The sequence below is a fragment of the Thermoanaerobacterium sp. PSU-2 genome, from assembly GCF_002102475.1.
Classification (GTDB): Bacteria; Bacillota; Thermoanaerobacteria; order Thermoanaerobacterales; family Thermoanaerobacteraceae; genus Thermoanaerobacterium.
This window is the reverse complement of the sequence record NZ_MSQD01000006.1, coordinates 63,924-87,530: the sequence shown is the minus strand read 5'-3', so window position 1 is coordinate 87,530 and position 23,607 is coordinate 63,924. Positions and strand designations below refer to the sequence as shown.

Genomic DNA, 23,607 nt, shown 5'->3' with positions numbered 1-23,607 from the left:
TTTGATAAAAAAATGTCTTGTTTTGTTAAATTTATTACGATTTTGTTAAATGATTAGACAATTCGTTGTTTTTAATGTAAAAATATTTGACATTAGTTATATAAATATATAATATATCATTAAGTGAAAAATTATGTCTGGTATAAAGCCAGACATAATTTATTACTAAACTTTGGAGGTGCGAAAGCAATGAACGAAATTTTAGAGAAGAGGCAATTGAATCCCACTGTCAAAATGATGGTTATAAATGCTCCATTGATGGCAAAAAAGGCAAAACCCGGCCAGTTTGTCATAGTGAGAGTAGATGAAAAGGGTGAACGCATACCCTTGACAATAGCAGATTATGATAGGGAGAAAGGCACGATTACTATAATATTTCAAGAAGTCGGAATGAGCACCAAGAAATTAGGTACGTTAGATGTTGGAGATAGATTGCATGACTTTGTAGGACCTTTGGGAAAACCTGTTGAATTTTCAAAAGATACGAAGCGAGTTTTGGCAATCGGTGGTGGTGTTGGAGTCGCGCCGCTTTATCCAAAAGTAAAAATGCTAAATGAGATGAAAGTTTCAGTAGATAGCATAATAGGTGGCAGAAGCGCAGAATACGTAATATTAGAAGACGAAATGAAAAAAGTTAGTGAAAACCTTTATATAACGACAGATGACGGCACAAAAAGTCGGAAAGGCTTTGTGACAGATGTATTAAAAGAATTAATAGAAAAAGGCAACAAATACGATGAAGTAATTGCAATTGGGTCACTGATAATGATGAAGATGGTATGCAATATAACTAAAGAATACAACATACCAACTATGGTCAGCATGAACCCTATAATGGTAGACGGAACAGGAATGTGTGGGGGATGCAGAGTTACAGTTGGCGGAGAGACAAAATTTGCTTGTGTCGATGGTCCAGCATTTGACGGTCTTAAAGTAGACTTCGATGAAGCAATGAGAAGGCAGAACATGTATAAAGATATGGAGAAGAAAGTATTAGAAAATTATGAACATGAATGCAAGTTAGGAGGCATCTTAAATGGCTAACATGTCGCTAAAAAAAGTACCAATGCCTGAGCAGGAGCCAAATCAGCGAAACAAAAATTTCAAAGAAGTTGCATTAGGATATGAAGAAAACATGGCTGTTGAAGAAGCTGAAAGATGTATTCAATGCAAGAATCAGCCATGTGTTGAAGGTTGTCCTGTTCACGTAAAAATACCTGAGTTCATCAAACTGATAGCAAATAGAGATTTTGAAGGTGCATATCAAAAGATAAAAGAAACGAATAATTTACCTGCAATATGCGGAAGAGTATGTCCACAGGAAAGCCAGTGTGAATCGGTATGCACAAGAGGCAAAAAAGGAGAGCCTGTAGCCATCGGCAGGCTGGAGAGATTTGCTGCAGATTGGCACATGAAAAATAAAGAAGATAAAATAGAGAAACCAGCGACAAATGGCAAAAAAGTTGCTGTTATAGGATCTGGACCTGCAGGACTATCATGTGCAGGTGATCTTGCAAAAATGGGATATGATACAACCATCTTTGAAGCATTTCATACACCAGGCGGTGTTTTAATGTACGGCATCCCAGAGTTTAGACTTCCAAAAGAAATAGTGCAAAAAGAAATTGATTCGTTGAAAAAATTAGGAGTAAAAATAGAGACAAACATGGTCATAGGCAAGATACTTACAATCGATGATTTATTCGATATGGGGTATGAAGCAGTGTTCATCGGAACAGGCGCAGGATTGCCAAAATTTATGGGTATACCCGGAGAAAACTTAAACGGAGTTTACTCGGCAAATGAATTTTTGACCAGGATTAATTTAATGAAAGCTTATGACTTCCCTAACAGTCCCACCCCTGTGAAAGTAGGCAAGAAAGTTGCCGTTGTTGGCGGCGGAAACGTGGCGATGGATGCAGCAAGATCTGCAAAGCGCATGGGAGCAGAAGAAGTATACATCGTGTATAGAAGGTCTGAAGAAGAAATGCCTGCAAGGCTTGAGGAAATACACCATGCAAAAGAAGAAGGAATCATATTTAAGTTATTGACAAACCCTGTAAGAATCATTGGTGATGAAAGTGGCAATGTAAAAGGAATCGAATGTGTGAATATGGTTTTAGGCGAAGTAGACGAATCAGGTAGAAGAAGACCTGTAGAAGAAAAAGGTTCTGAACACATAATAGATGTAGATACGGTTATCGTAGCAATAGGACAAAGTCCAAATCCGCTTATAACATCAACAACAGAAGGGCTTGACAAGCAAAGATGGGGCGGAATAATAGTCAACGAAGAAACATTGGAGACAAGCCGCATAGGAGTTTTTGCAGGTGGTGATGCTGTCACAGGTGCGGCAACAGTAATACTTGCAATGGGAGCTGGTAAAAAAGCTGCAGCTTCAATACACAAATTTTTAAGCGAAAAGTGATTTTTAACTGTAAAACACCATTTATTGCGTTGTATATAGTCAAATGCAATAAATGGTGTTTTTGCTTCTAAAATTTACTTAGCTTTAAACGTAAGAAAAGCACCGCTTTTTAAAGCGGTGCTTTTAGAAGTAGCCTTAAGGGGAGTCGAACCCCTGTCTTCGCCGTGAGAGGGCGATGTCCTAGGCCACTAGACGATAAGGCCAAATATTGGCTGCCGAACTAGGATTCGAACCTAGACTAGATGATCCAGAGTCACCGGTGCTACCGTTACACCATTCGGCATCAACTGACAGAACTTATTATAGCATGGGTTTTTATTTTTGACAAGGGGGTGTTAAAAAAATTTTATAAAAAATCAACTTGCCTTAAGTGTTTACATATTAATATAAATGCTATATAATATCCTTTGAAGTTATATACTGTATACATAAAAGGGGGGATATGACAATGGCACATATCATTACAGACGAATGCATAAGCTGTGGTGCTTGCGCTGCAGAATGCCCTGTAGATGCTATTCACGAAGGCACAGGAAAATACGAAGTGGATGCTGATACATGTATAGATTGTGGTGCATGTGAACCAGTATGTCCAACAGGAGCTATTAAAGCTGAATAAGATTAACGAAAAGTCCCTTTCGGGGCTTTTTGTTTAATTGACTTAAAAATTTCAAAGTGGTATAATCTACAATAATATATTTTAGATAGATTAGGAGGAGTCATAATGCCTGTAGTTTTTCTAAATGGTGATTTTGTAGACAGTGAAAAAGCAGCTGTTTCGGTTTTTGACCATGGATTTCTTTATGGCGATGGTGTTTTTGAAGGTATAAGGGCGTATGATGGTGTTGTTTTCAAATTGGATGATCACTTAAAGAGACTTTACAACATGGCTAAGGCACTTCTTTTAGATGTACCATATTCTAAAGAAGAAATGGCCGATAAGGTCTTAGAAACTGTAAGGAGAAACAACTTAAAAGACGCATACATAAGATTAGTTGTTTCAAGAGGGAAAGGCGATTTAGGGCTTGATCCTTATAAATGTTCAAAGCCTACAGTAGTTATCATTGCAGATAAGATTACATTGTATCCTGATGAGATGTACCAAAATGGACTAAAAATTATCACATCTACGTTTAGGCGCAACTCCATTCAAACATTAGACCCACAGATTAAATCTCTAAATTATCTTAACAATATATTGGCAAAGATTGAAGCCGTGAAAGCGGGATATCCAGAAGCTCTTTTATTAAACTTAGAAGGGTATGTTGCGGAATGTACAGGTGACAATGTTTTTATTGTATCTGACGGTATTTTATACACACCACCATCTGCGGCTGGAGCTTTAGGTGGCATTACAAGAGCTACTGTCATAGATATAGCAAATAAACTTGGAATACCAGTTGTGGAAAAGTATTTTTCACTTTTCAATGTGTACACTGCAGATGAATGTTTCTTGACTGGTACTGCAGCGGAAGCAATTCCTGTTACTGAAGTTGACAAGAGAGTCATCGGTGACGGTAAGCCTGGCGAGATTACGAAAAAGATCATTGAGGAATTTAAAAATGTGAGAACCTTGTATGGAACAAAGGTATATTAAAAAAACGCATGGCTAGTCCATGCGTTTTAAACTTTAAGGAGGATATGAGATGGATAAATTGTACTATTATGACAGTTATAAAAGCTCATTTATTGCAAAAGTCATTGATATTAATGATACTAATGAATATTGTGAAGTTATACTTGATAAGACGTATTTTTATCCTGAAAGCGGTGGACAACCAGCAGATAGCGGATTTATTGACGGCATAAAAGTTGAAAATGTCTTTTTAAGAGATGATAAAGTCATCCATGCCTTGAAGACGCCTCCTAAAAATGATTTGGTAAGTTGTGAGATAGATTGGGAAAAGAGATTTGACAATATGCAACAGCATAGCGGTCAGCACCTTTTGTCAGCAGTATTTTATAAGTTATTTAATGCAGAAACAGAAAGCTTTAGCATTGGAGATGATAGCTCACATATTACATTGACCAACAGCGATCTAAGCGAAGATAACCTTAAAAAAGTCGAGATTGAAACAAATAGGCTTATATATTTAAATTTACCTGTTATTTCGTACTTTGTAAAAGACGATGATTTGAAAAAATTACCCTTAAGAAAAAAGCCTAAAGTTGACGAAAATATAAGAATAGTAGAAATTAAAGACTTTGACTATTCACCATGTGGTGGTACTCACGTGAAAAATTTGGGCGAAATAGGGGTTGTAAAGATAAAAAAATTTGAAAGAACGAAAAAGGGCTTAAGAATTGAATTTGTCTGTGGCTTTAGGGCGCTTAATGATTATTTTAAGAAGAATAATTGCATAAATAGTTTAACAACAACGCTGTCTGCAAAGGAAGAAGAAATCTTAGAAAAAGTCCATAAATTATTGGATGAAAATAAAGAGCTAAAAAAGGAATTAAACAGAATGAGAGATAATATACTTCAATATGAAGCTGAAAAATTAGTCGCAGAATCAGTAAATTTAAAAAACTTTAAGTTGGTGACAAAAATTTTTAATGATAGAGACATGAAAGAACTGCGAGCTTTGTCTCAGATAATTACCAAAGAAAAGGGGATTATTTGTATTTTGTGTAGCACTATGGGTTGCGGTAATATTGTCATATCAAGATCAGATGATGTCGATATAGATATTAATTCATTTTTCAAAGAGATATTGGATGTCATAGAGGGAAGTGGTGGAGGCAATCAAAAAACATGCCAAGGAAGTGGCAAAGTGGAGAAAGTGGGATTGGCGTTAGACAAAGCAGTTAACTTGATATCAAAATATTAAAAAAAATTTAAGAAACATGCAGGAAAATAATAACATTTATAGAATATATAACTATAGTTAGAATATTCTATAGGAGTTGAGCTAAAATGGAAAACATTGAAATGTCATCGTTAAAAGATTTGTTGGAAAAAATCAAGCAAAAAATTTCAAATGATGACATATTAAGATGCATTAATAATGGCGAAATTTTGACAGTTAGCGAGGGATGTGAAGATTGGGAGATAGAATATGGACGGGATATAGTAGATATATATAAGAAATTGTCAAAATTAGTGGAAAAAATTAGATGAAATTTCTACATTATCCTATTGAATTTTTTGGTTCCTAATGATAAAATTGTATATGCGATTTTTAGAAAAGGGGAACTAATGATGTACAATAAGATATCTGTATTGGAAGAGCAGATTAGCAATTTACGAGATGAACTTGATGATTTGATAAAGCAAGAAGAAGTAAAATACGAGATGATTCTTGACCTAAGCCGTAAACTCGACGATCTAATCGTGCTATACTGTACTACAAAATCGAAAAAATATCGCACAAATGGTGATATTGTCCAATAAATATGCTATAATAATCTAAAGGGGAGTAACTCTTCGTTAATCAGTCGTCAGTACGGTGAGAAACACCCGGCTGGTTAAGCAAATTTGCGAGTGAGACCTTTATTTTGTGGAATAATACAAAATAAAGGTCTTTATTTATACCATAAATTAAGAAACAAGGAGGAATAAGATGAAGGAAAGCTGGATTTATGATGTAGAAGAGGTTTTAAATGAATTAAATGTGGATGCTGAGGAGGGGCTTTCATCAAAAAATGCTAAAGAGAGGTTAGAAAAGTATGGTGCCAACATTTTAAGTGAAAAGAAAAAACGAACCATTTTGTCCATGTTTTTGGACCAATTTAAAGATTACATGGTGATTATTTTGATAATTGCATCTATTATTTCGTTTTTTCTGGGTGAAATTACAGATGCAGTAATAATTTTATTCATAATCTTGTTAAATGCTTTTTTAGGGATGATACAAGAAAATAATGCTGAGAAGTCTCTCGAAGCACTTAAAAAATTGTCTGCACCAGTGTCCCGTGTATTAAGGGATGGAAAAGTTGTAGAGATAGAGTCACAGTATATTGTTCCAGGTGATGTAGTGTTTTTAGAAGCAGGAAATTTTGTGCCTGCTGATGGAAGGATAATAGAGTCTGCAAATCTGAAGATAGATGAGTCAGCTCTTACAGGTGAATCTGTTCCATCAGAAAAGACTTCTGACAAGTTAAAAGACAAAAATCTCAATATTGGCGATAGACACAACATGGTGTACATGGGTACAGTTGTAACTTATGGGAGAGGATCATTTGTGGTGACTGAGACAGGTATGAGCACAGAGATGGGAAAAATAGCGAAGATGTTAGACGATGATGAGACGACGATGACGCCTCTTCAGATAAAGTTAGAGCAACTGGGGAAATATCTGGGTACAGGAGCACTTATCATTTGTGGCATAATATTTGGGATAGGTGTTATGGAAAAAAGGCCGGTATTTGACATGTTTATGACATCTGTAAGCCTTGCTGTTGCTGCAATTCCTGAAGGACTGCCAGCAATAGTCACTATCACTTTGGCATTAGGCGTACAGAAGATGATAAAGAGAAATGCTATATTAAGAAGGCTTCCTGCGGTGGAGACATTAGGCAGTGCAAATGTGATATGTTCTGATAAAACAGGCACTTTGACTCAAAACAAGATGACTGTAGTGAAAGTTTTTGTTGATTTTAAAGAGATAGACTTAACTAAAAGATATGACAGCAAAGCAGGATTTATTTTGGAGCAGGGGGTACTTTGTACAGATGCATTTATTGATGAGTCAGGTAAAAGCTTTGGAGATCCAACTGAAGTCGCTATAGTATCAGCGTGTGAAAAATATGTATCCAAAAAATCGGAATTAGAAAGAGAATTTCCGCGAGTTGCCGAAATTCCATTTGATTCTGAACGAAAAATGATGACTACCATCCACAAATCAAATGATAAAAATTATAAGGTTATAACAAAAGGAGCATTTGACAGTGTCATTGAAAGGTGTAGATACATATTAAAAGATGGCAAAATATTAGAATTGAGCGATGACGATAAGGCAAAGATTAGAATTGAAAATGAAAATATGGGGAAAGATGCTTTAAGAGTTTTGGCCATATCTTTTAAAGATATTGATAATATACCAGAAAGATTGGAAAGCCAGGATGTTGAGCGAGATCTTGTATTTGTTGGACTTTTAGGAATGATAGATCCGCCGAGAGATGAAGTCAGAGATTCTGTTAGAATATGCAAAAATGCTGGTATAAAGCCTGTCATGATAACAGGTGACCATAAGATTACCGCTGTAGCTATTGCAAGAGATTTAGGCATTTTAGATAAAGATGATATGTCTGTAGATGGCAGAGAGTTAGAAGCCATGACAGACGATGAGCTTTACGAAAAGGTAAAAAACATATCAGTGTATGCAAGAGTTTCTCCGGAGCATAAGATGAGGATAGTAAAAGCTTGGCAGAAAAACAATGCGGTGGTGGCTATGACTGGCGATGGTGTAAATGATGCTCCGGCGCTAAAGCAGGCTGATATAGGTGCTGCAATGGGTATTACAGGCACAGATGTAGCAAAAGATTCTGCTGATATGGTGCTTACAGATGATAATTTCGCAACTATTGTAGCTGCTGTAGAAGAAGGAAGGACCATTTACGAGAATATAAAAAAATCTATACATTACCTTTTATCGTGCAATATTGGCGAAATACTTGTTCTCTTGGTTGCCACATTGGCTGGTATGCCAATGCCTCTTAAGCCCATTCATATATTGTGGGTGAATTTAGTGACAGATAGCCTACCTGCTCTTGCTTTAGGTGTGGAACCTGCTGAAAAAGATATAATGTCTAAGAAACCAAGACCAAAGGATGAAAACATCTTTTCAGATGGACTTATGTACAGAATACCAATCGAAGGCATCATGATAGGTTTAGTATCTTTTATAGCATTTCTGCTGGGGCTTAGGGAAAATATCACTAATGCAAGAACTATGGCATTTGCCGTTTTGACTTTTTCACAGCTTTCACAAGCGATGAATGCAAGATCAATTAAATCAGTTTTTAAGGTGGGCTTATTTAAAAATAAATACATGGTGCTTGCACTATTGGTTTCCATATTCCTTCAGCTTGTAGTCATATTGACTCCATTGAATACAATTTTTGATATAAAAAATATAAACATATACGATTGGGATGTAGTAATTGCGCTATCGCTTTTGCCTTTAGTAATTATGGAAATAGTAAAAGCGACATTTTTCAAAAATAGGTAAATTTAAACCGCTTTGCACGACATGCTGCATGATGGAGTAGCATTTGCTACTCTACCATGGCATATCAAGTGTAAAGCGGTTTTATGTTACTATGTGGGGATATAAAATTGCTGATATTATCTGAATTATGACAGTGGCAGATATAAGTATCATCCATGAAATGCCTGCTTGTGATACACTGCCATTTATTAGATATCCTCGCAAAAGTTCAACAACGTAACTTAAAGGATTGATTCTCGCTACTATTTGAAGCCAATGTGGCATTATTTGTATTGGATAGATTGCATTGCTGGCAAAAAATAATGGCATTGTTATAACCTGTCCTATTCCCATAAATCTTTCCCTGCTTTTTACTATGGCTGCTAAAGCCATTGACAAAGAAGAAAAAAATGCGGCACCCAAAACAATTGTCAATATGCTCATAACTATGTTTAAAATGCTCCACTTTATGTCAAGTCTTAGCAAAAACGCCAAAAACAATATTATTATTACTTGACTTATTGCTCTGACTCCTGCTCCAAAGGCTTTTCCTGTGACAAAAGCTGCTCGAGGAACAGGCATTGCTATAAGCTTTTGAAGTATTCCTTGATCTTTATCCCAAATTATGCTTAAACCATAAAATATGGATATGAACATCATTGATTGAGCTAAAATGCCTGGAGCCATAAATGTCTGATAGTTGACATTTCCTGTAGGTATGGCTCGTATTCTGGAAAATGCCTGACCAAAGATAAGAAGCCATAAAACTGGTTGGACTGCTCTTGTAAGTAATTCGGTTGGATCATGTTTCAGTTTTCGTATCTCTATTTCTGCGATTGTAAAAGAATTCAAAATATAGTCTAAAATTGTTTTTATAGGAGAACTCATCTTAACTGAATCTTTGGATTCTTTTGCGTAATTGACTTGTTTCACGATAATTCCCTCCAGACTCTAATTGATTTCCTGTGAAAAATGTAAATACATCGTCCAATGTTGCGTTTGGATTTCCGGTTTTTAATTTTAATTCATCAGGAGTTCCTAAGGCAGCAATTTTGCCACTGTTCATTATTGCTATTCTTCCACATATAGCTTCTGCTTCTTCCATGTAATGGGTAGTAATTAAAATTGTAAGACCGGTTTCTTTTCGTAAAGTATCTATTACGTTCCAAACATTTTGCCTTGCTACAGGATCAAGTCCCACTGTCGGTTCATCAAGTATTAAGACTTCAGGTTTGTGTATTATTGCTTGGCCTATTTCCAGTCTTCTTATCATTCCACCTGAATACTGTTTAACTAAGCGGTTTCTGGCATCATTCAAATTTAAAATGTCAAGAATGTAATCAATTCTTTCTTCTCTTTCTTTTTTGTTAAGCCTTAAAAGCTTAGCCACAAATAGCATATTTTCATATCCAGTTAAGGTGGAGTCTGCAGAGAGAGCTTGTGGCACATATCCAATGTATCTTCTTATTGTTGCACTGTATTTTTTTGCATCGAAACCGGCAACAAGTATTTTGCCAGAAGTAGGTGGCATCAATGTTGTTATCATTCTTATGGTAGTAGTTTTTCCTGCACCGTTGGGACCTAATAAGCCAAATATTTCTCCTTTTCTGACGTCAAACGTGATTCCACCTACTGCTTCAAAATCTTTAAATCTTTTCTTTAAATTTTTTATTTCGATTGCAAAGTCCATAAAATCACCTTCTTGAAATTTTTTAAAATATTGCAGCATCACCTGATGCGTTTAATAGGGTTTTGAGATTTTTGTTCAATGTACCAATGTCTATACTGTCATCACACATATCGACTATTTTTTTTAGCATCTTTGTGCGGTATTCTAAAATTTCGTTTAGAAGCACAGCACCTTTTTCTGTAAGCTTTAAAAACACAAGGCGTCTATCCTTATCATCTCTCCACCTGTATACCAAATCATCAGCAACGAGATTGTCGATTAGCCCTGTCAGTGTGCTGGAAGACAGTAAAAGTTGCGACTGTAGTTGTTTCATAGTTATTGCTTCATCTTGGCTTAATTTGTTTAAGACCCAAAACCGAGACATGGTAATTTCTTTATTGTTTAAGTAATTTCTAGTCACAAGATTCATTCTGTGATTGATTTCCCGAAGTAAATATTCTAATAAGTTTATTTCGGCATCCATTATATCAGCCTCCCTAATATTTCGTAAACCGTAATATTATTATATTACATATTGCGCCTAATGTCAAAAGTTTCATGTTATAAGAAATTATAAATTGTTTGTATATTGTATTTATTGAATTATAACAATTGTATGTTATAATAATTTTAAAAAATATGGGAGGTATTGAGTGTGAAAGAAAATAGCTTAAAAAAACTTGTTTACATCGCACTTATGACGGCTCTTATTGCTGTTGGTACTATGGTAATACAAATACCGACGCCATACACGAAAGGATATATAAATATAGGCGATTCTTTTATTTTTCTTTCTGCTACTATTTTAGGACCTCTTGCAGGTTTCGTATCTGGAGGCATTGGTTCGGCATTAGCTGATCTTCTTTCAGGATATGCTTTATGGGCCCCATGGACATTGGTCATAAAAGGATTGGAAGGGCTTATTGTGGCTGTTTTATTGAAAAAAGAAGATAAAAGTTTTAGTTTTATTGTGCAAGTAGCTGTTTTTGTATTAGCTGCATTGTGGATGGTGCTTGGGTATTATATTGGTGGTGCTTTTATGTACGGTTCAAAAGCTGCTCTTGCTGATGTTCCAGGAAATATACTTCAAGGGATAGGAAGCGTAATCATTGGTTCTGTGCTTGTGGCTTCGTTGTCAAAAGTTAAATACTTTAAAGATATAAAGCGAGGTTAGATATCCTTGCTTTTTTCTTTTTAAAAATGTATTATTTTATATGAGAATTGCATTGAGGTGAAAGAAATATGATTGATACAGTGATGTTTGACCTTGATGGCACTTTACTTCCTGTTGACACGGACAAAATGATCATGGAGTATTTTGAAGCTATTTCAAATAAAATCTCAGATTATTTCGATAAGTATTACTTCCAAAAAGCTCTTTATTCAGCCAGCATGGACATGATAAACAATTTGGATCCTGATAAGACAAATGAAGAAGCCTTTTTTGATTCGTTTTTGAAGTTAGTGGAATACCCAAAGGATAAAATCATGGAGATTTTTAATGATTTCTATGAAAATGACTATAAGAACCTTGGAGCTAATGTATGTAAAAACGAGTACGCTAAGGCCTGTGTAGAATTGCTGGTTGATAAAGGATATGACGTTGTACTTGCTACAAATCCCATTTTTCCAGGTATAGCCATAAAAGAGAGATTGAGATGGGCAGGGATTGACCATAAGTACTTTAGCTTTATCACATCTTATGAGCACATGCACTTTTGCAAGCCTTACATACAATATTACAAGGAAATCGTAGAAAGACTCGAGAAAAAGCCTCAACATTGCATCATGATTGGCAATGATGTTGATGAAGATGTAATAGCTGGGACTATTGGCTTTAAGACATATCTATTGGATGAGTTTTTGATTAATAGAACATCAAAAGACATTTCAGCATTTGAACATGGAAATTATAAAGACTTGTATGAGTATATTAAAAGATTGCCTGCTATTAGATAGGAGATGATTAAAGTGAAATTGACAATTCTTGGCTCGCATGGACCTTATCCGGGTGCAGATGGAGCTTGTTCAGGTTATTTGGTGGAAGATAATGGTGTAAATGTACTTGTAGATTGTGGTAGCGGTATTATCAGCAGATACCAAAAGTATCATGATTTAAAAGATCTAAAATACATAATATTAACCCATTTGCATTCAGACCACATGGTAGATATGCTGGTTTTAAGATATGCGTTGGATATAATGATGAAAAAAGGTTATATAAATGAACCTGTAAACGTGTATTGTCCAGATGAACCTTCAAAAGTTATTGAAGAATTAGGATTTAATGATGTGTTTAAAATCAAACACATAGATGAGACATTGAAACTTGATATTGAAAATTTTACTATAACATTTAAAGAAATGGTTCATCCTGTTAAGACATTTGCCGTAAAATTCAATAATGGAGATAAAACCTTTGTCTTTAGCAGTGATACGATTTACAATGATAAGCTTGTTTCTTTTGCAAATAATGCCGACTTATTTTTGTGCGATGGCAATTTACTAAATGACGAGAAAGGCCCACATCTTACTGCAAAACAGGCAGCAGAGATTTCAAAGGCTGCTCATTGCAAAAAGCTTGTCGTTACACACCTTTGGCCACAACACTCTATAGAAGAATATGAAAAAGAAGTGTCAGAAGTGATAAATGATGCAAGTATAGCCAAGCCTTTTGAAGTATATTGCGTATAATTGATATGGATAAGCCATTTTTGTACATAGCAGTATTATTATCTGTAGGCATCATAATAAGCAGGTTTCTCGAGATAAATATTGTGCTTTTGTTTTTAACATTTTTAGTTGTTCTTTTTGCCGGTATATACATATATCTGTTCAAAAAAAATGCTATTTACTTGTTGCTTCTGGCAGTATTTGTTTTAGGATTGACTTTAGGAGAAAATGCACTATATTCAAAAGGTGTGTACGATGATTTAAGCAACAGATTGGTTTCATTTGATGGAGTTGTTTCAAATGTCATTTTGAAAGATGGATTTGCAAAATACGTTTTAAGTCCTAAAAACAAAGATAAGATTTTAGTAACGCAGTATGGTGGTACTTATCCTAAAGAAGGCGATTTAACCGAGGTAAGAGGAATAATAGAGCTGCCTCAAGGCAAGAGAAACCCTGGTGGATTTGATTATAGGCTTTATCTTAAAAAAAACGGTATTACAGTTTTGATGAATGTAAATGGCTATTCTGTGAGAATCATAAAAAGCAATGCAGACAACTATGCGGATAAAGTCGTTAGAATGACAAGGGAGAGAATAACGCAGATTTTTTTTAATTCGATGCCAAAAAACGATGCTGATTTTATCTCATCTGTCATACTGGGTCAATACAATATTGAAGAAGATGTACTTAGTTCTTTTAGGGTTACAGGTCTTACACATATAATTGCGGTATCAGGATTTAACTTTGGAATATTGACTTTATTTATGATGTTTGTCTTGAATATTTTACACATTAGGAGATATTCTCCTTTTATAATAATTCCACTGCTTTTAATATATACCTTTATTACAGGCGCACCACCATCAGCCGTAAGAGCTGTCATAATGGCTTGCATGGCTTTGATTGCTGCGTCAATCGGAAGAGAGAATAATCCAATTAATGCCATATCTTTTGCAGCAACTATGATACTCTTTTTCAATCCTTTGATGTTGTTTGACATCGGTTTTCAACTATCATTTATAGCGACATTGTCTATTTTGCTTTTGTATAAGCCAATAAAAGGTATAATAAATATAAAAAGTGAAAAAATGAAAGAAGCGCTTTCCGTCACTTTAGCTGCACAAATTGGCACAATCCCTATTATTATATACTTTTTTCATAATATTTCGATTATTTCACTATTGCCAAATATATTGATTGTGCCGATTGTAAGCGTTGCTGTAGTGTTGGGGTTTTTGTCTGCAATTTTAGGTCTTATATATATGCCCCTTTCTATTCCTTTAAATCTTATAAATATACCGGTAGTAGAGATTGTCTTGCATCTTACAAGGATTTTCTCCCAGATACCGCATGCATCTATAAGCGTATCTCAACCGCCAGTTTACATGATGTTATGCTATTATGCTGTACTGATTTTATTGACCAGCAATCTCAGCAGAAAAATTAAAATCAGTGTTGTTTCAACGATGCTGTTTCTCTTGATGGCAGTGTTTGCCATAAATTCATTTACACCTAAAAACCTTGAAATAATTTTTCTCGATGTTGGACAAGGTGATAGCACCTTTTTAATGACTCCGGATGGCAAAAGCATACTGATAGATGGCGGGGGAAGACCTGAATACGGCAATTCTTCCTTTGATGTTGGACAAGATATATTGATGCCATTTTTGCTTTATAAGAATGCTACATCGTTAGATGCGGTGTTTATATCTCATACAGATTATGATCATGTAGGTGGCATATTGTCGATTTTAAACGATGTAGATGTGAAAAGGATATTTATTGGCAGACAAGTGGCGGATAGCGAAAATTTTAAAAAATTAATGGCTATTGCCAGCAAAAAGCAAATACCAGTTTTTCAATTGTCGAAAGGCGATTGGGTTGAGATATCTGGAATAAAATATGATATTTTAAGCCCTGATTCTTACGTGATTGCTGAGAATCCCATAAATAATAATGCGCTGGTTTTTAAAATGATATATAAAAATGTAAGCATCTTATTCACTGGAGATATAGAGAAAGAAGCGGAAAATGCGCTATTAGATGATAATATATCATCAGATATATTGAAAGTTCCACATCATGGATCTAATACGTCATCGCAAAAAAAATTTGTGGACGAGGTAAATCCTAAAATCAGCGTGATAATGGTAGGTAAAAATAATTATGGACAGCCAGATGGAGAAGTAGTAAAATATTTAAAAAGCAAATCACAACTTTTCAGGACAGATAAAGATGGTGCTATTATCGTTGAAACGAATGGCACATTTATACATGTCAAAAAAATGATCGAGGACTGATGACAGTGAATTACAAAGAATTTCTTGAGATTACAAACAAAGGCTTTTTGCCTGCTTATGTTTTTTACGGTGAGGAAAGATTTTTGATCGATGAAGCTATTAAAAAATTAAAAAACAAGCTAATAGCTGAAGGAACTGAAATCATGAATTACACCATAATTGAAGATGCTAATGATAAAAATATAATAGACAGTTTAGAAACTCTTCCATTTATGTCGGAACATAGGTTTGTTTTAATAAAAGATGATGATGTTTTAAAAAAGATAAATGATGACACCGTTGATGCTATAATCAAGCGGATTGAAGGTGGAAACACAGATAGTTGTATTGCGTTTGTGTTTAAGGATAAAATCGACACAAGAAAAAGAATATTTAAGGCAATAAGTAAACATGGTGCTATCGTAAATTTCGAACATTTAAAATTTGATGAAGCAGTCAATTATGTAGGATTTTTCGTAAGAACCTATGGAAAGGTCATAAAAAAACCTGTCGCAGAATATATTGTTAGAAGCGTAGGTGTGGACTTATATACCCTTTTAAATGAAATCAAAAAAATTGTGTCTTACAGTGATGGCAAAGAAGTGCTTATAGATGATGTGAAAGACGTTATGTCAGCATCAACTGCTGAGAATGTATTCAAATTGGTAAACGCAATAGGTTTAAGACAGGAAAAAGTAGCTATATACATATTGAACAAAATGATTTCGAATGAAGAAAATCCGATTGGGATATTAGCTATGATTGCACGACAATTTCGAATTCTCATAAAAGCTAAATATCTGTTGATGAAGAAAATTGATAAAAAGGAACTGCAGCAAAGCTTAGGAATACCTTATTTTTCAATTAATGATATTATACAGCAATCAAAGTGTTTTAAAGAAAAAGAGCTTTTAAATGCATACAAACTGTGCGTAAAATGTGACAGGGAATTAAAGTCAAGTTATGATGGCAATTTAGCTTTGGAATCATTGATAAGAAAGCTTTGCAATTAAAAAAGCGTACGACGTACGCTTTTTAAGCATTTAATGCATTAAATTTTGCATATAATCTTGATTTCTTTCTTGCAACTGTATTTTTGTGCAATGTGCCTTTTGAATATGCTTTATCAAGTTCTCTTATGGCATTAATTAAAGCTGCTTTTGTATTATCTATGTTACCTTCTGCTAAACTCTTTTCGAATTTAGAAATAGCTGTTCTAACTTTTGATTTTACTATTTTATTCTCCAATGTCCTTCTTTTTGTTACAAGTATTCTTTTTTTAGCTGATTTTATGTTTGCCAAACCATTCACCTCCTCAAATCAATCAAAAGTAATTTTACCACGAAAAAGCATTTTTTGCAATACAATTCAGGAAAGCAGTTTAGTACAACCTTATGCGAATAATATTTTTTAAAATGTCAATTATATTTTTAGGAGGTGATTTTATGTTAAAAGCGATAATTAGATTTGTAGTTTCAGCGATTGTTTTATTGATCGTAGGTTATCTTGTCCCAGGATTTAGTGTGGCTGGATTTTGGGGTGCTTTGATATCAGCAATTGTGATTGCATTGCTGGGATATATAGTTGAGGCAATGCTTGGTCAAAATATTTCTCCGAGAAGTAGAGGTGTTGTTGGCTTCATAGTTGCAGCAATAGTAATATACGTATCTCAATTTATAGTTCCAACAATACATGCTACTATATTGGGTTCAATAATAGCTGCTTTTGTAATCGGGCTTGTTGATGCTTTTATACCCACAGAATTGAGGTGAGATTATGTTCAATATAAGGACAGATCTTGCTGTTGAGGCCCGTGAAATGTATAAAGGTGGACATGCGGGAGAGATCCCAGGCGTTTTAGTAGATGAAAGCCAAGATGACAACATAAAAATAGTTAAAGTAACCATTTTGGACGATGACGGTGCTAAAACGATGGGAAAACCTATAGGAGATTATATAACTATAGAAGCTCCTGATTTAAGGTACAGGGATATTGAACTTGAAGGCAAAGTAGCACAAAAACTTGCCGATGTAATAAAGAAAATCTCTAATGTTAATGTCAATATGAAAGTCCTTGTAATAGGTTTAGGCAATTGGAATGTGACGCCAGATGCACTTGGACCAAAAGCAATTGAAAATATTGTTGTGACTCGCCATTTGAAAGAATTAGCACCTCTGCAGTTTGGCGAAAATATATGTGCTGTAAGCGCCATGGCTCCCGGTGTATTAGGTATAACAGGCATTGAGACGGCAGAAATCGTTAAAAGCGTTGTTGATAAGATAAAACCTGATTTAGTCATCACAATAGATGCTCTTGCATCGAGGAGAGTTGAAAGGCTTGCTACAACAATACAGATTTCAAATACAGGCATTAGCCCTGGATCGGGAATAGGTAATAAAAGATCTGCTATCAACATGGAAAGCTTAGGTGTTCCTGTTATTGCAATAGGTGTTCCAACCGTAGTAGATGCAGCTACAATTGCTAATGATGCTATAGAACATCTTGAAAGTGCGTTAAAAAACAATGTTGAAAGCGGTAGCCCTTTATACGATGTATTGAAAAACATGAATGATGAAGATAAATACGCTTTAATAAAAGAGGTATTAAGTCCAGAAGAAAACCTCATAGTTACGCCAAAGGAGATTGATCTTCTTATTAAAAATATTTCATCTATTTTGTCAAGAGGAATTAATTTAGCTTTACAACCAAATTTGACAGTAGATGAGATGAACCAACTTGTACATTAAATTAGTAATAAAGCACTTCTCTTGTGAATAATTTATAGTATAAAACCAAAGAGAGGTGCTTTCATTGTACAGAAGTTCGTTAAGGTATTATCGCCTTAAAAAGGTGTCTTTTGTGATTTTATTGCTTTTTAATATTTTATTTTATAGATGGCTTATGACAAATGACATAGAAGCTGCCAATATAAATTTTGAAACAGAGACTTTTGCCGAAGAGTACAATAGCATTAATGGCATGTTTATAACTGCTTTAAATTATACGATGCCAACTGTTGATGTTGGCTATAAAGCTGAAGGATTTTACGATAGAGATTTGACTATGGCTTCAATGTTTAATCTAAATCAAAGAGATCCTCTTAAAATATTAAAGTATCAAATTCCCATTATTGCTCAAATAGACAAAGGAGAAAAAGATAATACGTCTAATACGCAAATTGCAGAGAATCGCAATGCTAATCAAAATAAAAATAACGAAGTTGCAAGTGAAGCATCAAAAGAAAGTGAGACGAATATAAGTGTGACAAATGTCAGTAACGTTGATACTGGCAAACCACTTATATTGCTTTACCATACACATACGATGGAATCGTACGTTGCGACTTTAAAAAACAAATATGTAGCTGCATATGGATATGATAGAACAAATAATCCAAATTACAATATGGTAAGAGTAGGAGACAGTTTGACAGAATATTTGACTAAAGATTATGGTGTTAGCGTTTTGCATGATCGAACAATACACGATTACAATTACGATCAGTCATACTACAATTCTTCTTTATCAGTAAAAAAATATTTGGAGGAATATCCTTCTATCAAGGTGACTATTGATTTGCACCGTGATGGATATGGAAGTGTAATGCAGCCAGGGGTTGATACAATACCTGTTTTAAGCAGCTTACCAAATCAAGATTACAGAAAAAAATATACGATGGAAATAAACGGACAGACAGTTGCAAAAATAATGTTCATAATTGGCTCTCGAAGGACTGCAGATATGAATGAAGACTGGAAAAAGAATTACGAGTTTGCGAAACAGATTAGCGATAAACTGAATGAATTATATCCAGGTATATCGTTAGGAATAGAGATTCATCAATACGCTGAATACAACCAACACTTTTCAGAAAAAGGCATACTTATTGAACTAGGCAGCAATTACAATACTTTGGAGGAGGCTTTAAATTCCACTCCATACCTAGCTAAAGCAATTTATTTAGTGCTGAAAGATGATGGACTTGCCAAATAATGAGGTTTTGCCTCATTATTTGTTTTTAAAGTATTTTTCTAAGCCAATTACAATGCCAGTTGATAGTTTCTTTAAATAGTCTTTTTTGACGAGTAGATTTTTGTCGTCATTGTTTGTGATAAAGCCCAGTTCTACTAAGATTCCTGTCTTTTTTGCATTTGTCAGCAAAAAGTAGTCTGCAACATTTGGATTTCTATTTGTTCCAGCAAGGGCATTTAAAGAATCTTGCACATATGATGCCAATGTTTTACTGTTTATATTAGTATTTGAGTAAAAAACCATCGGACCTTTTACATATGGTGCATTGTTGACAGCGTTGACGTGTATGCTAATATATGCATCTATATTATAGTTGTTTATCATATTTACTCTTGCTTTTAAATCTCGCCTATGTCTGTAGTCATTATCTTTACATAGATTTTCTAAGGAAGTATCTTTATCTCTTGTCATAATTACTTTCGCTCCGCGATTTATCAACTCTGTTTTTAAGATTAATGATGCTTCTAAATTGATGCTTTTTTCAAGTATATTTCCAGAGCTTGTGCCACCGTCAATTCCTCCATGACCAGGATCGATCAGTATGATTTTGCCTTTCAATGGATTGTCTGTTGCTGAAAATGCCGCATTATTGCTTAATATCAACGGTAAAATTGTGGATAATAGTACCAAAGATATGGTACAATATATACAAATGAATTTAAATGATTTTTTCAATTTTGATGCCCCCAATCTAGTTTTATATTTAGATAAAAAGAGGCTTATTATACTGTATATAATTATGATTTATGTATAAAACTGTTATTCAAGGAGGTAACGATGAAAAACAAGTTTGTTTTATTTTTTTAGCTTTGATTTTCTTTTTGAGTGCAATTACTTTTTCTTATGCACAAACAGGACAAGATGGAAAGAAGGCCGTACTATTTATATTAAATAGAGTTTCTATCGATGATTTTTTAAATAGTGATTTGAAAAACATCAATAACATGATAGAGAATGGTACTTATGGCCTTATGACTGTCAATGCTGATGGTGGCAGATCCCTGGAAAGTGTTTTTATGACGCTTGGTACAGGCACCCGTGCTGTCGGTTCTAATGGTGCTTCTTTGAATTTCAATACATGGGAAACATACAACCATGAATTGGCGTCCACAATTTATGAGAGGAATACGGGGAAAATTCCTTCCGAAGGTCAAATTTTAAATTTAGATATAGCCCAGATAATCAGAAACAACTTAAAAAGAAATCATATTATAAGGCCTGGTTTATTAGGTGATAAATTTAAGGATAGTGGGCTTAATGTAGCTGTTTTTGGCAATGAAGATACAGATGTTGATTACAAAAGATATGCTCCTTTAATAGGTATGAATTACAGCGGTATCGTGCCTTATGGAGATGTCAGTGATATGACGAATAAAAGGGATCAATTGATGCCTTATGGCTTATCGACAGATTATGATACCATGTACAAGGAGTATCTAAATATTAAAGATAATGTGGCTCTAACCATATTTGATTTAGGCGATACTGCAAGAGCAAATGATTACCAAAACAGTGGATTAGATAAGATAAATAGAGAGAATAAAGAAAAAGCGCTAAAAAATGCTGATGAATTCATCGGGAGAATTTTACGTTCTGATAGTGGAAACACTCTTTTTATGATTGTCACTCCTTTGCCGCCTTCTCAAAAAATGGGTCAAAATGATTTTTTGGCGCCTGTTGTTATGTATGGAAATGGTATTGCAAAAGGTAAGCTTATAACATCTGATACGACGAAAAGGACAGGTATTGTAACAAATACAGATTTGATTCCAACTATATTGACGTATTTCGGCTTAGATGTACCTGCGTTTGTAACTGGACATAATTTGTATTCTTCAGATATCAATGGAGATTTAATGAAGCTTGAAAATTTAGAAAAGCAGCTTACATTTAACTATACGTATAGACCGTACTTTTTAAAAACTTATGTGATGTTGCAAATATTTATACTGATTTTGTCTTTGGTGATACTGCTGTTCTTCAAAGAATACTCCACTTTAATAAAACCTTTTTTGCTTTTAATACCGATTATGCCTATAAGTTTCTTGTTTTTGCCTCTATTTGATTATACAAACATCGTAAATAGCGTTTTAGGCATTGTTGTTGTTTCGGCGGTCTTTACATTGGTTACATATAAGTTGACCAAAAAAAGCAGTTTTAGATACTTTTTAATTGCAGCCTTCACTGCTGCTATATTGATGCTGGACATGCTTACAGGATATAATCTTTTGAAAAATTCATTTTTAAGTTACGATGTAATCGCAGGTGCCAGATTCTACGGTATCGGAAATGAGTACATGGGGATTTTCATAGGAGCCGTACTGTGCTTTGCGCTTTTATCGTTTGAGATATTTGGGAATATTGACAAAAAGTATCTAATATTTGCAAATATATTGATTTACATTATCGTCTTATACTTTATAGTATCGCCGTCTTTGGGAACAAATGTAGGCGGTGGTATAGCCGCATTTGCAGCATTTTCAGTTGCGTCTATGTACTTATTTGGCAAAAAACTTAACATTAAAAATATTTTGTTTGTAGGTGGAAGCATAGTTGCATTATTATTTTTGCTGTTTTATGTTGACTCTTTAAGACCTGTATCAGAGCAAACGCACATAGGGCAGACATTCAATTTAGTGAAAAATAATGGGATTTATCCACTTATTCAGATATTTGCAAGGAAGATTAGCATGAATCTGAAGCTTTTTAAGTATTCCGTTTGGAGCAGGGTTTTAGTTACGTTGGTGTTTGTGCTTTTCATACTTTTTTATAAACCAGTTGGAGCTTTAAAGAGGATTCTTAATGAGCGAAAATTTGTATACATAAGCTTTTTATCCACCGTAGTAGGAAGTATTTTTGCTTTAGCTTTTAACGATTCAGGTGTTGTTGCGGCGGCTACTACGATGGTTTATGCTGTGCCGATGCTTATTGACATTATCATTGATGAAAATAAAATTATAAAGGAGTGAAATAGATTGGAAAAAACAAGGGTTTTGCATGTTGTAAGGGAAGCAGAAGGCGGTATGAAGAAGCATCTGTTATCGCTTCTTAATGGACTTGATAAAGACAAGTATCAATTAGCTGTTGCCTGCTCTTTTGATAAAAAAACAATGGATGACTTGATAAAAGATGGTGTATCTGTTTACAGTGTTAATATTTGTGATGGAATAAATTTCAAGAAAGATTTTGCTGCCATAAAGAAGCTTAGAGCTATTATAGATGATTTTAGACCACATATTATTCATTTTCATGGTGCAAAAGCCTCTTTAGTTGGAAGATTGGCTTCACTGGGATACAATTTAAAGATCGTTGTGACAGTACACAATTTTCCTAATTACAAAAATATGAATAAGATAAAAAAGTATTTTTATCTGACAATCAATAAGTATTTAAATAAAAAAACAGATGCAGTAATTGCAGTGTCTTACGCACTTAAAAAAGCTGTTGTAGATGAAGAAAGTATACCGTCTGATAAAGTGCGTGTAGTGTACAACGGCATTGATGTGCCACAATTCATTAAAGAGCCTTTAAAATTGAGAGAAAAATACGACATAGCTTCAGATACTCTTATAATTGGTTGTGTTGCAAGGCTTATACCGTCAAAAGGTGTTCAAGATCTTATTGAATCATTGAATATACTTAGGGGAAAAGTTAAAGCATTTGTCTTTATAGCAGGTGATGGACCATATATGGAACATCTTAAAGATATGGTTCGAGATTTAAAACTTGATAATGTGGAATTTTTGGGGTTTATAGAAGATATATTCAATTTTTTAAGCAGCATAGATATCTTTGTATTGCCGTCTCACAGCGAAGGCTTTGGCATATCGGTTGCTGAGGCTATGGCGTTAGGTGTACCTGTCATTGCTACAGATGTTGGAGGGATACCTGAAATAGTTAGAAATGATGAAAATGGAATTATCGTAAAATCTAAGGTTCCTAATGATTTGGCCAATGCCATTGAAATTCTTGCGTTAAATGAAGATTTGAGAAATAAATTTTCAAAAAAAGGCAAAGAATATATTTTAAGCAATTTTTCGAAAGAAAAGATGATAAAAGAATTGGATCTTTTGTACGATGAACTTAGGAGGAAATGAAAGCTTGAGCAGGGTAAAAGAGAAAAAAGAAAGGCTTAGAAGGCTGAGAATGCTGTACTTATTCATATCCATCTACATAATTTTTATCACGTTATGCATATTTCAAGTGGATTACACGTTTAATGATTTAACAACAGGCATTGCAAGTCAAAGCATATTTAAGATTGCTATAAGCAAAGATTTTCTCAACATAACTTTTTTGGGACAACATAGTCATGTGCCATTAAAAGGTGTTGATGGGCTTTTCAAATCTCTGTACAAGTAATTTTTTATGCT

Annotated in this window: 24 protein-coding genes and 2 tRNA genes; 19 read left to right on the top strand and 7 right to left on the bottom strand. The window is 34.4% G+C overall.

The features are described from left to right. Positions 1 to 189: 189 nt before the first annotated feature. Both BVF91_RS06430 and gltA read left to right on the top strand, forming a co-directional pair. Positions 190 to 1,044, top strand: a complete 855-nt coding sequence (locus tag BVF91_RS06430) for a sulfide/dihydroorotate dehydrogenase-like FAD/NAD-binding protein (protein ID WP_085112635.1) — start codon at positions 190 to 192, stop codon at positions 1,042 to 1,044. A gap of 1 nt (position 1,045) precedes the next feature. Next, the gene (gene gltA / locus BVF91_RS06425) at positions 1,046 to 2,428 is read left to right on the top strand and encodes an NADPH-dependent glutamate synthase (RefSeq protein ID WP_240495834.1); all 1,383 of its coding nucleotides are present in this window, start codon (positions 1,046 to 1,048) and stop codon (positions 2,426 to 2,428) included. A gap of 130 nt (positions 2,429 to 2,558) precedes the next feature. Here the strand turns inward: gltA and BVF91_RS06420 are convergent. Together BVF91_RS06420 and BVF91_RS06415 are read right to left on the bottom strand one after the other, a co-directional pair. Beyond that, positions 2,559 to 2,631: transfer RNA gene (locus BVF91_RS06420), tRNA-Glu, on the bottom strand. 6 nt (positions 2,632 to 2,637) lie between these two features. Continuing rightward, a tRNA-Gln gene (locus BVF91_RS06415) sits at positions 2,638 to 2,711 on the bottom strand. Between the two features lie 165 nt (positions 2,712 to 2,876). Here BVF91_RS06415 and fdxA point away from each other — a divergent pair. From fdxA to BVF91_RS06385, 6 genes are all read left to right on the top strand, one after another. Next, entirely contained in the window at positions 2,877 to 3,047 is a 171-nt protein-coding gene (gene fdxA, locus BVF91_RS06410; RefSeq protein ID WP_013788306.1) for a 4Fe-4S ferredoxin, read from the top strand. Between the two features lie 105 nt (positions 3,048 to 3,152). Then, positions 3,153 to 4,025, top strand: a complete 873-nt coding sequence (gene ilvE, locus BVF91_RS06405; RefSeq protein ID WP_085112633.1) for a branched-chain-amino-acid transaminase — start codon at positions 3,153 to 3,155, stop codon at positions 4,023 to 4,025. A gap of 49 nt (positions 4,026 to 4,074) precedes the next feature. Next, positions 4,075 to 5,259 (top strand): alanyl-tRNA editing protein, encoded by a 1,185-nt coding sequence (locus BVF91_RS06400; RefSeq protein WP_085112632.1) that lies wholly within the window; start codon positions 4,075 to 4,077, stop codon positions 5,257 to 5,259. A gap of 86 nt (positions 5,260 to 5,345) precedes the next feature. Beyond that, positions 5,346 to 5,549, top strand: coding sequence for a hypothetical protein (locus BVF91_RS06395; RefSeq protein ID WP_085112631.1), 204 nt, complete (start codon positions 5,346 to 5,348; stop codon positions 5,547 to 5,549). 81 nt (positions 5,550 to 5,630) lie between these two features. Next, entirely contained in the window at positions 5,631 to 5,822 is a 192-nt protein-coding gene (locus BVF91_RS06390) for an aspartyl-phosphate phosphatase Spo0E family protein (protein ID WP_231560511.1), read from the top strand. Between the two features lie 169 nt (positions 5,823 to 5,991). Next, a complete protein-coding gene (locus tag BVF91_RS06385; RefSeq protein ID WP_085112630.1) occupies positions 5,992 to 8,601 on the top strand; it encodes a calcium-translocating P-type ATPase, SERCA-type in 2,610 nt (869 codons plus the stop codon). An 81-nt stretch (positions 8,602 to 8,682) separates the two neighbouring features. Here BVF91_RS06385 and BVF91_RS06380 read toward each other — a convergent pair whose 3' ends face one another. Genes BVF91_RS06380 through BVF91_RS06370 form a run of 3 tightly spaced genes read right to left on the bottom strand, consistent with a single transcriptional unit; the run spans position 8,683 to position 10,733 of the window. Further along, positions 8,683 to 9,513, bottom strand: a complete 831-nt coding sequence (locus tag BVF91_RS06380; protein WP_085112629.1) for an ABC transporter permease — start codon at positions 9,511 to 9,513, stop codon at positions 8,683 to 8,685. After that, the gene (locus tag BVF91_RS06375) at positions 9,470 to 10,270 is read right to left on the bottom strand and encodes an ABC transporter ATP-binding protein (protein ID WP_085112628.1); all 801 of its coding nucleotides are present in this window, start codon (positions 10,268 to 10,270) and stop codon (positions 9,470 to 9,472) included. The genes BVF91_RS06380 and BVF91_RS06375 overlap by 44 nt, the downstream gene beginning before the upstream one ends. Positions 10,271 to 10,292: 22 nt before the next feature. Further along, on the bottom strand, positions 10,293 to 10,733 hold the full coding sequence (locus BVF91_RS06370) for a MarR family winged helix-turn-helix transcriptional regulator (protein WP_085112627.1): 441 nt from the start codon (positions 10,731 to 10,733) through the stop codon (positions 10,293 to 10,295). 171 nt (positions 10,734 to 10,904) lie between these two features. Here BVF91_RS06370 and BVF91_RS06365 point away from each other — a divergent pair, with 171 nt between their 5' ends. The 5 genes from BVF91_RS06365 (at position 10,905) to holA (ending at position 16,214) form a co-directional block, all read left to right on the top strand. Further along, positions 10,905 to 11,423: an ECF transporter S component gene (locus BVF91_RS06365; RefSeq protein ID WP_085112626.1), complete on the top strand. Its 519-nt coding sequence runs from the start codon at positions 10,905 to 10,907 to the stop codon at positions 11,421 to 11,423. Positions 11,424 to 11,491: 68 nt separating this feature from the next. Beyond that, entirely contained in the window at positions 11,492 to 12,208 is a 717-nt protein-coding gene (locus BVF91_RS06360) for an HAD family hydrolase (protein ID WP_085112625.1), read from the top strand. Positions 12,209 to 12,220: 12 nt separating this feature from the next. After that, on the top strand, positions 12,221 to 12,943 hold the full coding sequence (locus BVF91_RS06355) for an MBL fold metallo-hydrolase (RefSeq protein ID WP_085112624.1): 723 nt from the start codon (positions 12,221 to 12,223) through the stop codon (positions 12,941 to 12,943). Positions 12,944 to 12,963: 20 nt separating this feature from the next. Then, entirely contained in the window at positions 12,964 to 15,222 is a 2,259-nt protein-coding gene (locus tag BVF91_RS06350) for a DNA internalization-related competence protein ComEC/Rec2 (protein ID WP_240495832.1), read from the top strand. Further along, complete coding sequence (holA, locus tag BVF91_RS06345) at positions 15,222 to 16,214, top strand: DNA polymerase III subunit delta (protein WP_085112623.1); 993 nt, start codon at positions 15,222 to 15,224, stop codon at positions 16,212 to 16,214. Before BVF91_RS06350 ends, holA begins: the two co-directional genes overlap by 1 nt. A 22-nt stretch (positions 16,215 to 16,236) precedes the next feature. On the opposite strand, the gene rpsT is transcribed toward holA, so the two are convergent. Beyond that, complete coding sequence (rpsT, locus tag BVF91_RS06340; protein ID WP_013788292.1) at positions 16,237 to 16,503, bottom strand: 30S ribosomal protein S20; 267 nt, start codon at positions 16,501 to 16,503, stop codon at positions 16,237 to 16,239. 143 nt (positions 16,504 to 16,646) lie between these two features. On the opposite strand from rpsT, the gene BVF91_RS06335 reads away from it, so the two are divergent. The 3 genes from BVF91_RS06335 to spoIIP all read left to right on the top strand — a co-directional run bounded on the left by BVF91_RS06335 (position 16,647) and on the right by spoIIP (position 19,195). After that, positions 16,647 to 16,973: a phage holin family protein gene (locus tag BVF91_RS06335; RefSeq protein WP_085112622.1), complete on the top strand. Its 327-nt coding sequence runs from the start codon at positions 16,647 to 16,649 to the stop codon at positions 16,971 to 16,973. Positions 16,974 to 16,977: 4 nt separating this feature from the next. Then, complete coding sequence (gpr, locus tag BVF91_RS06330; protein WP_085112621.1) at positions 16,978 to 17,949, top strand: GPR endopeptidase; 972 nt, start codon at positions 16,978 to 16,980, stop codon at positions 17,947 to 17,949. Positions 17,950 to 18,013: 64 nt separating this feature from the next. Next, positions 18,014 to 19,195 carry a stage II sporulation protein P gene (gene spoIIP / locus BVF91_RS06325; protein WP_085112620.1) on the top strand — a complete coding sequence of 394 codons (1,182 nt, stop codon included), beginning with the start codon at positions 18,014 to 18,016 and terminating at the stop codon, positions 19,193 to 19,195. A gap of 15 nt (positions 19,196 to 19,210) precedes the next feature. On the opposite strand, the gene BVF91_RS06320 is transcribed toward spoIIP, so the two are convergent. Then, positions 19,211 to 19,909, bottom strand: a complete 699-nt coding sequence (locus tag BVF91_RS06320; RefSeq protein ID WP_085112619.1) for an N-acetylmuramoyl-L-alanine amidase family protein — start codon at positions 19,907 to 19,909, stop codon at positions 19,211 to 19,213. A gap of 146 nt (positions 19,910 to 20,055) precedes the next feature. On the opposite strand from BVF91_RS06320, the gene BVF91_RS06315 reads away from it, so the two are divergent. From BVF91_RS06315 to BVF91_RS06305, 3 genes are read left to right on the top strand one after another with little or no spacing between them, the layout of a single operon-like run. Then, positions 20,056 to 22,203: a hypothetical protein gene (locus BVF91_RS06315; protein ID WP_240495831.1), complete on the top strand. Its 2,148-nt coding sequence runs from the start codon at positions 20,056 to 20,058 to the stop codon at positions 22,201 to 22,203. 6 nt (positions 22,204 to 22,209) lie between these two features. Further along, positions 22,210 to 23,331 carry a glycosyltransferase family 4 protein gene (locus BVF91_RS06310; RefSeq protein ID WP_085112617.1) on the top strand — a complete coding sequence of 374 codons (1,122 nt, stop codon included), beginning with the start codon at positions 22,210 to 22,212 and terminating at the stop codon, positions 23,329 to 23,331. 4 nt (positions 23,332 to 23,335) lie between these two features. After that, positions 23,336 to 23,596, top strand: coding sequence for a hypothetical protein (locus BVF91_RS06305; protein WP_085112616.1), 261 nt, complete (start codon positions 23,336 to 23,338; stop codon positions 23,594 to 23,596). Positions 23,597 to 23,607: the final 11 nt, after the last annotated feature.

Excerpts from the sequence above, each read along its gene's own strand:
- BVF91_RS06430 (WP_085112635.1), top strand. The coding sequence starts at position 190 with ATGAACGAAATTTTAGAGAAGAGGCAATTGAATCCCACTGTCAAAATG.
- gltA (WP_240495834.1), top strand. The coding sequence starts at position 1,046 with ATGTCGCTAAAAAAAGTACCAATGCCTGAGCAGGAGCCAAATCAGCGA.
- fdxA (WP_013788306.1), top strand. The coding sequence starts at position 2,877 with ATGGCACATATCATTACAGACGAATGCATAAGCTGTGGTGCTTGCGCT.
- ilvE (WP_085112633.1), top strand. The coding sequence starts at position 3,153 with ATGCCTGTAGTTTTTCTAAATGGTGATTTTGTAGACAGTGAAAAAGCA.
- BVF91_RS06400 (WP_085112632.1), top strand. The coding sequence starts at position 4,075 with ATGGATAAATTGTACTATTATGACAGTTATAAAAGCTCATTTATTGCA.
- BVF91_RS06395 (WP_085112631.1), top strand. The coding sequence starts at position 5,346 with ATGGAAAACATTGAAATGTCATCGTTAAAAGATTTGTTGGAAAAAATC.
- BVF91_RS06390 (WP_231560511.1), top strand. The coding sequence starts at position 5,631 with ATGTACAATAAGATATCTGTATTGGAAGAGCAGATTAGCAATTTACGA.
- BVF91_RS06385 (WP_085112630.1), top strand. The coding sequence starts at position 5,992 with ATGAAGGAAAGCTGGATTTATGATGTAGAAGAGGTTTTAAATGAATTA.
- BVF91_RS06375 (WP_085112628.1), bottom strand. The coding sequence starts at position 10,270 with ATGGACTTTGCAATCGAAATAAAAAATTTAAAGAAAAGATTTAAAGAT.
- BVF91_RS06370 (WP_085112627.1), bottom strand. The coding sequence starts at position 10,733 with ATGGATGCCGAAATAAACTTATTAGAATATTTACTTCGGGAAATCAAT.
- BVF91_RS06360 (WP_085112625.1), top strand. The coding sequence starts at position 11,492 with ATGATTGATACAGTGATGTTTGACCTTGATGGCACTTTACTTCCTGTT.
- holA (WP_085112623.1), top strand. The coding sequence starts at position 15,222 with ATGACAGTGAATTACAAAGAATTTCTTGAGATTACAAACAAAGGCTTT.
- BVF91_RS06335 (WP_085112622.1), top strand. The coding sequence starts at position 16,647 with ATGTTAAAAGCGATAATTAGATTTGTAGTTTCAGCGATTGTTTTATTG.
- gpr (WP_085112621.1), top strand. The coding sequence starts at position 16,978 with ATGTTCAATATAAGGACAGATCTTGCTGTTGAGGCCCGTGAAATGTAT.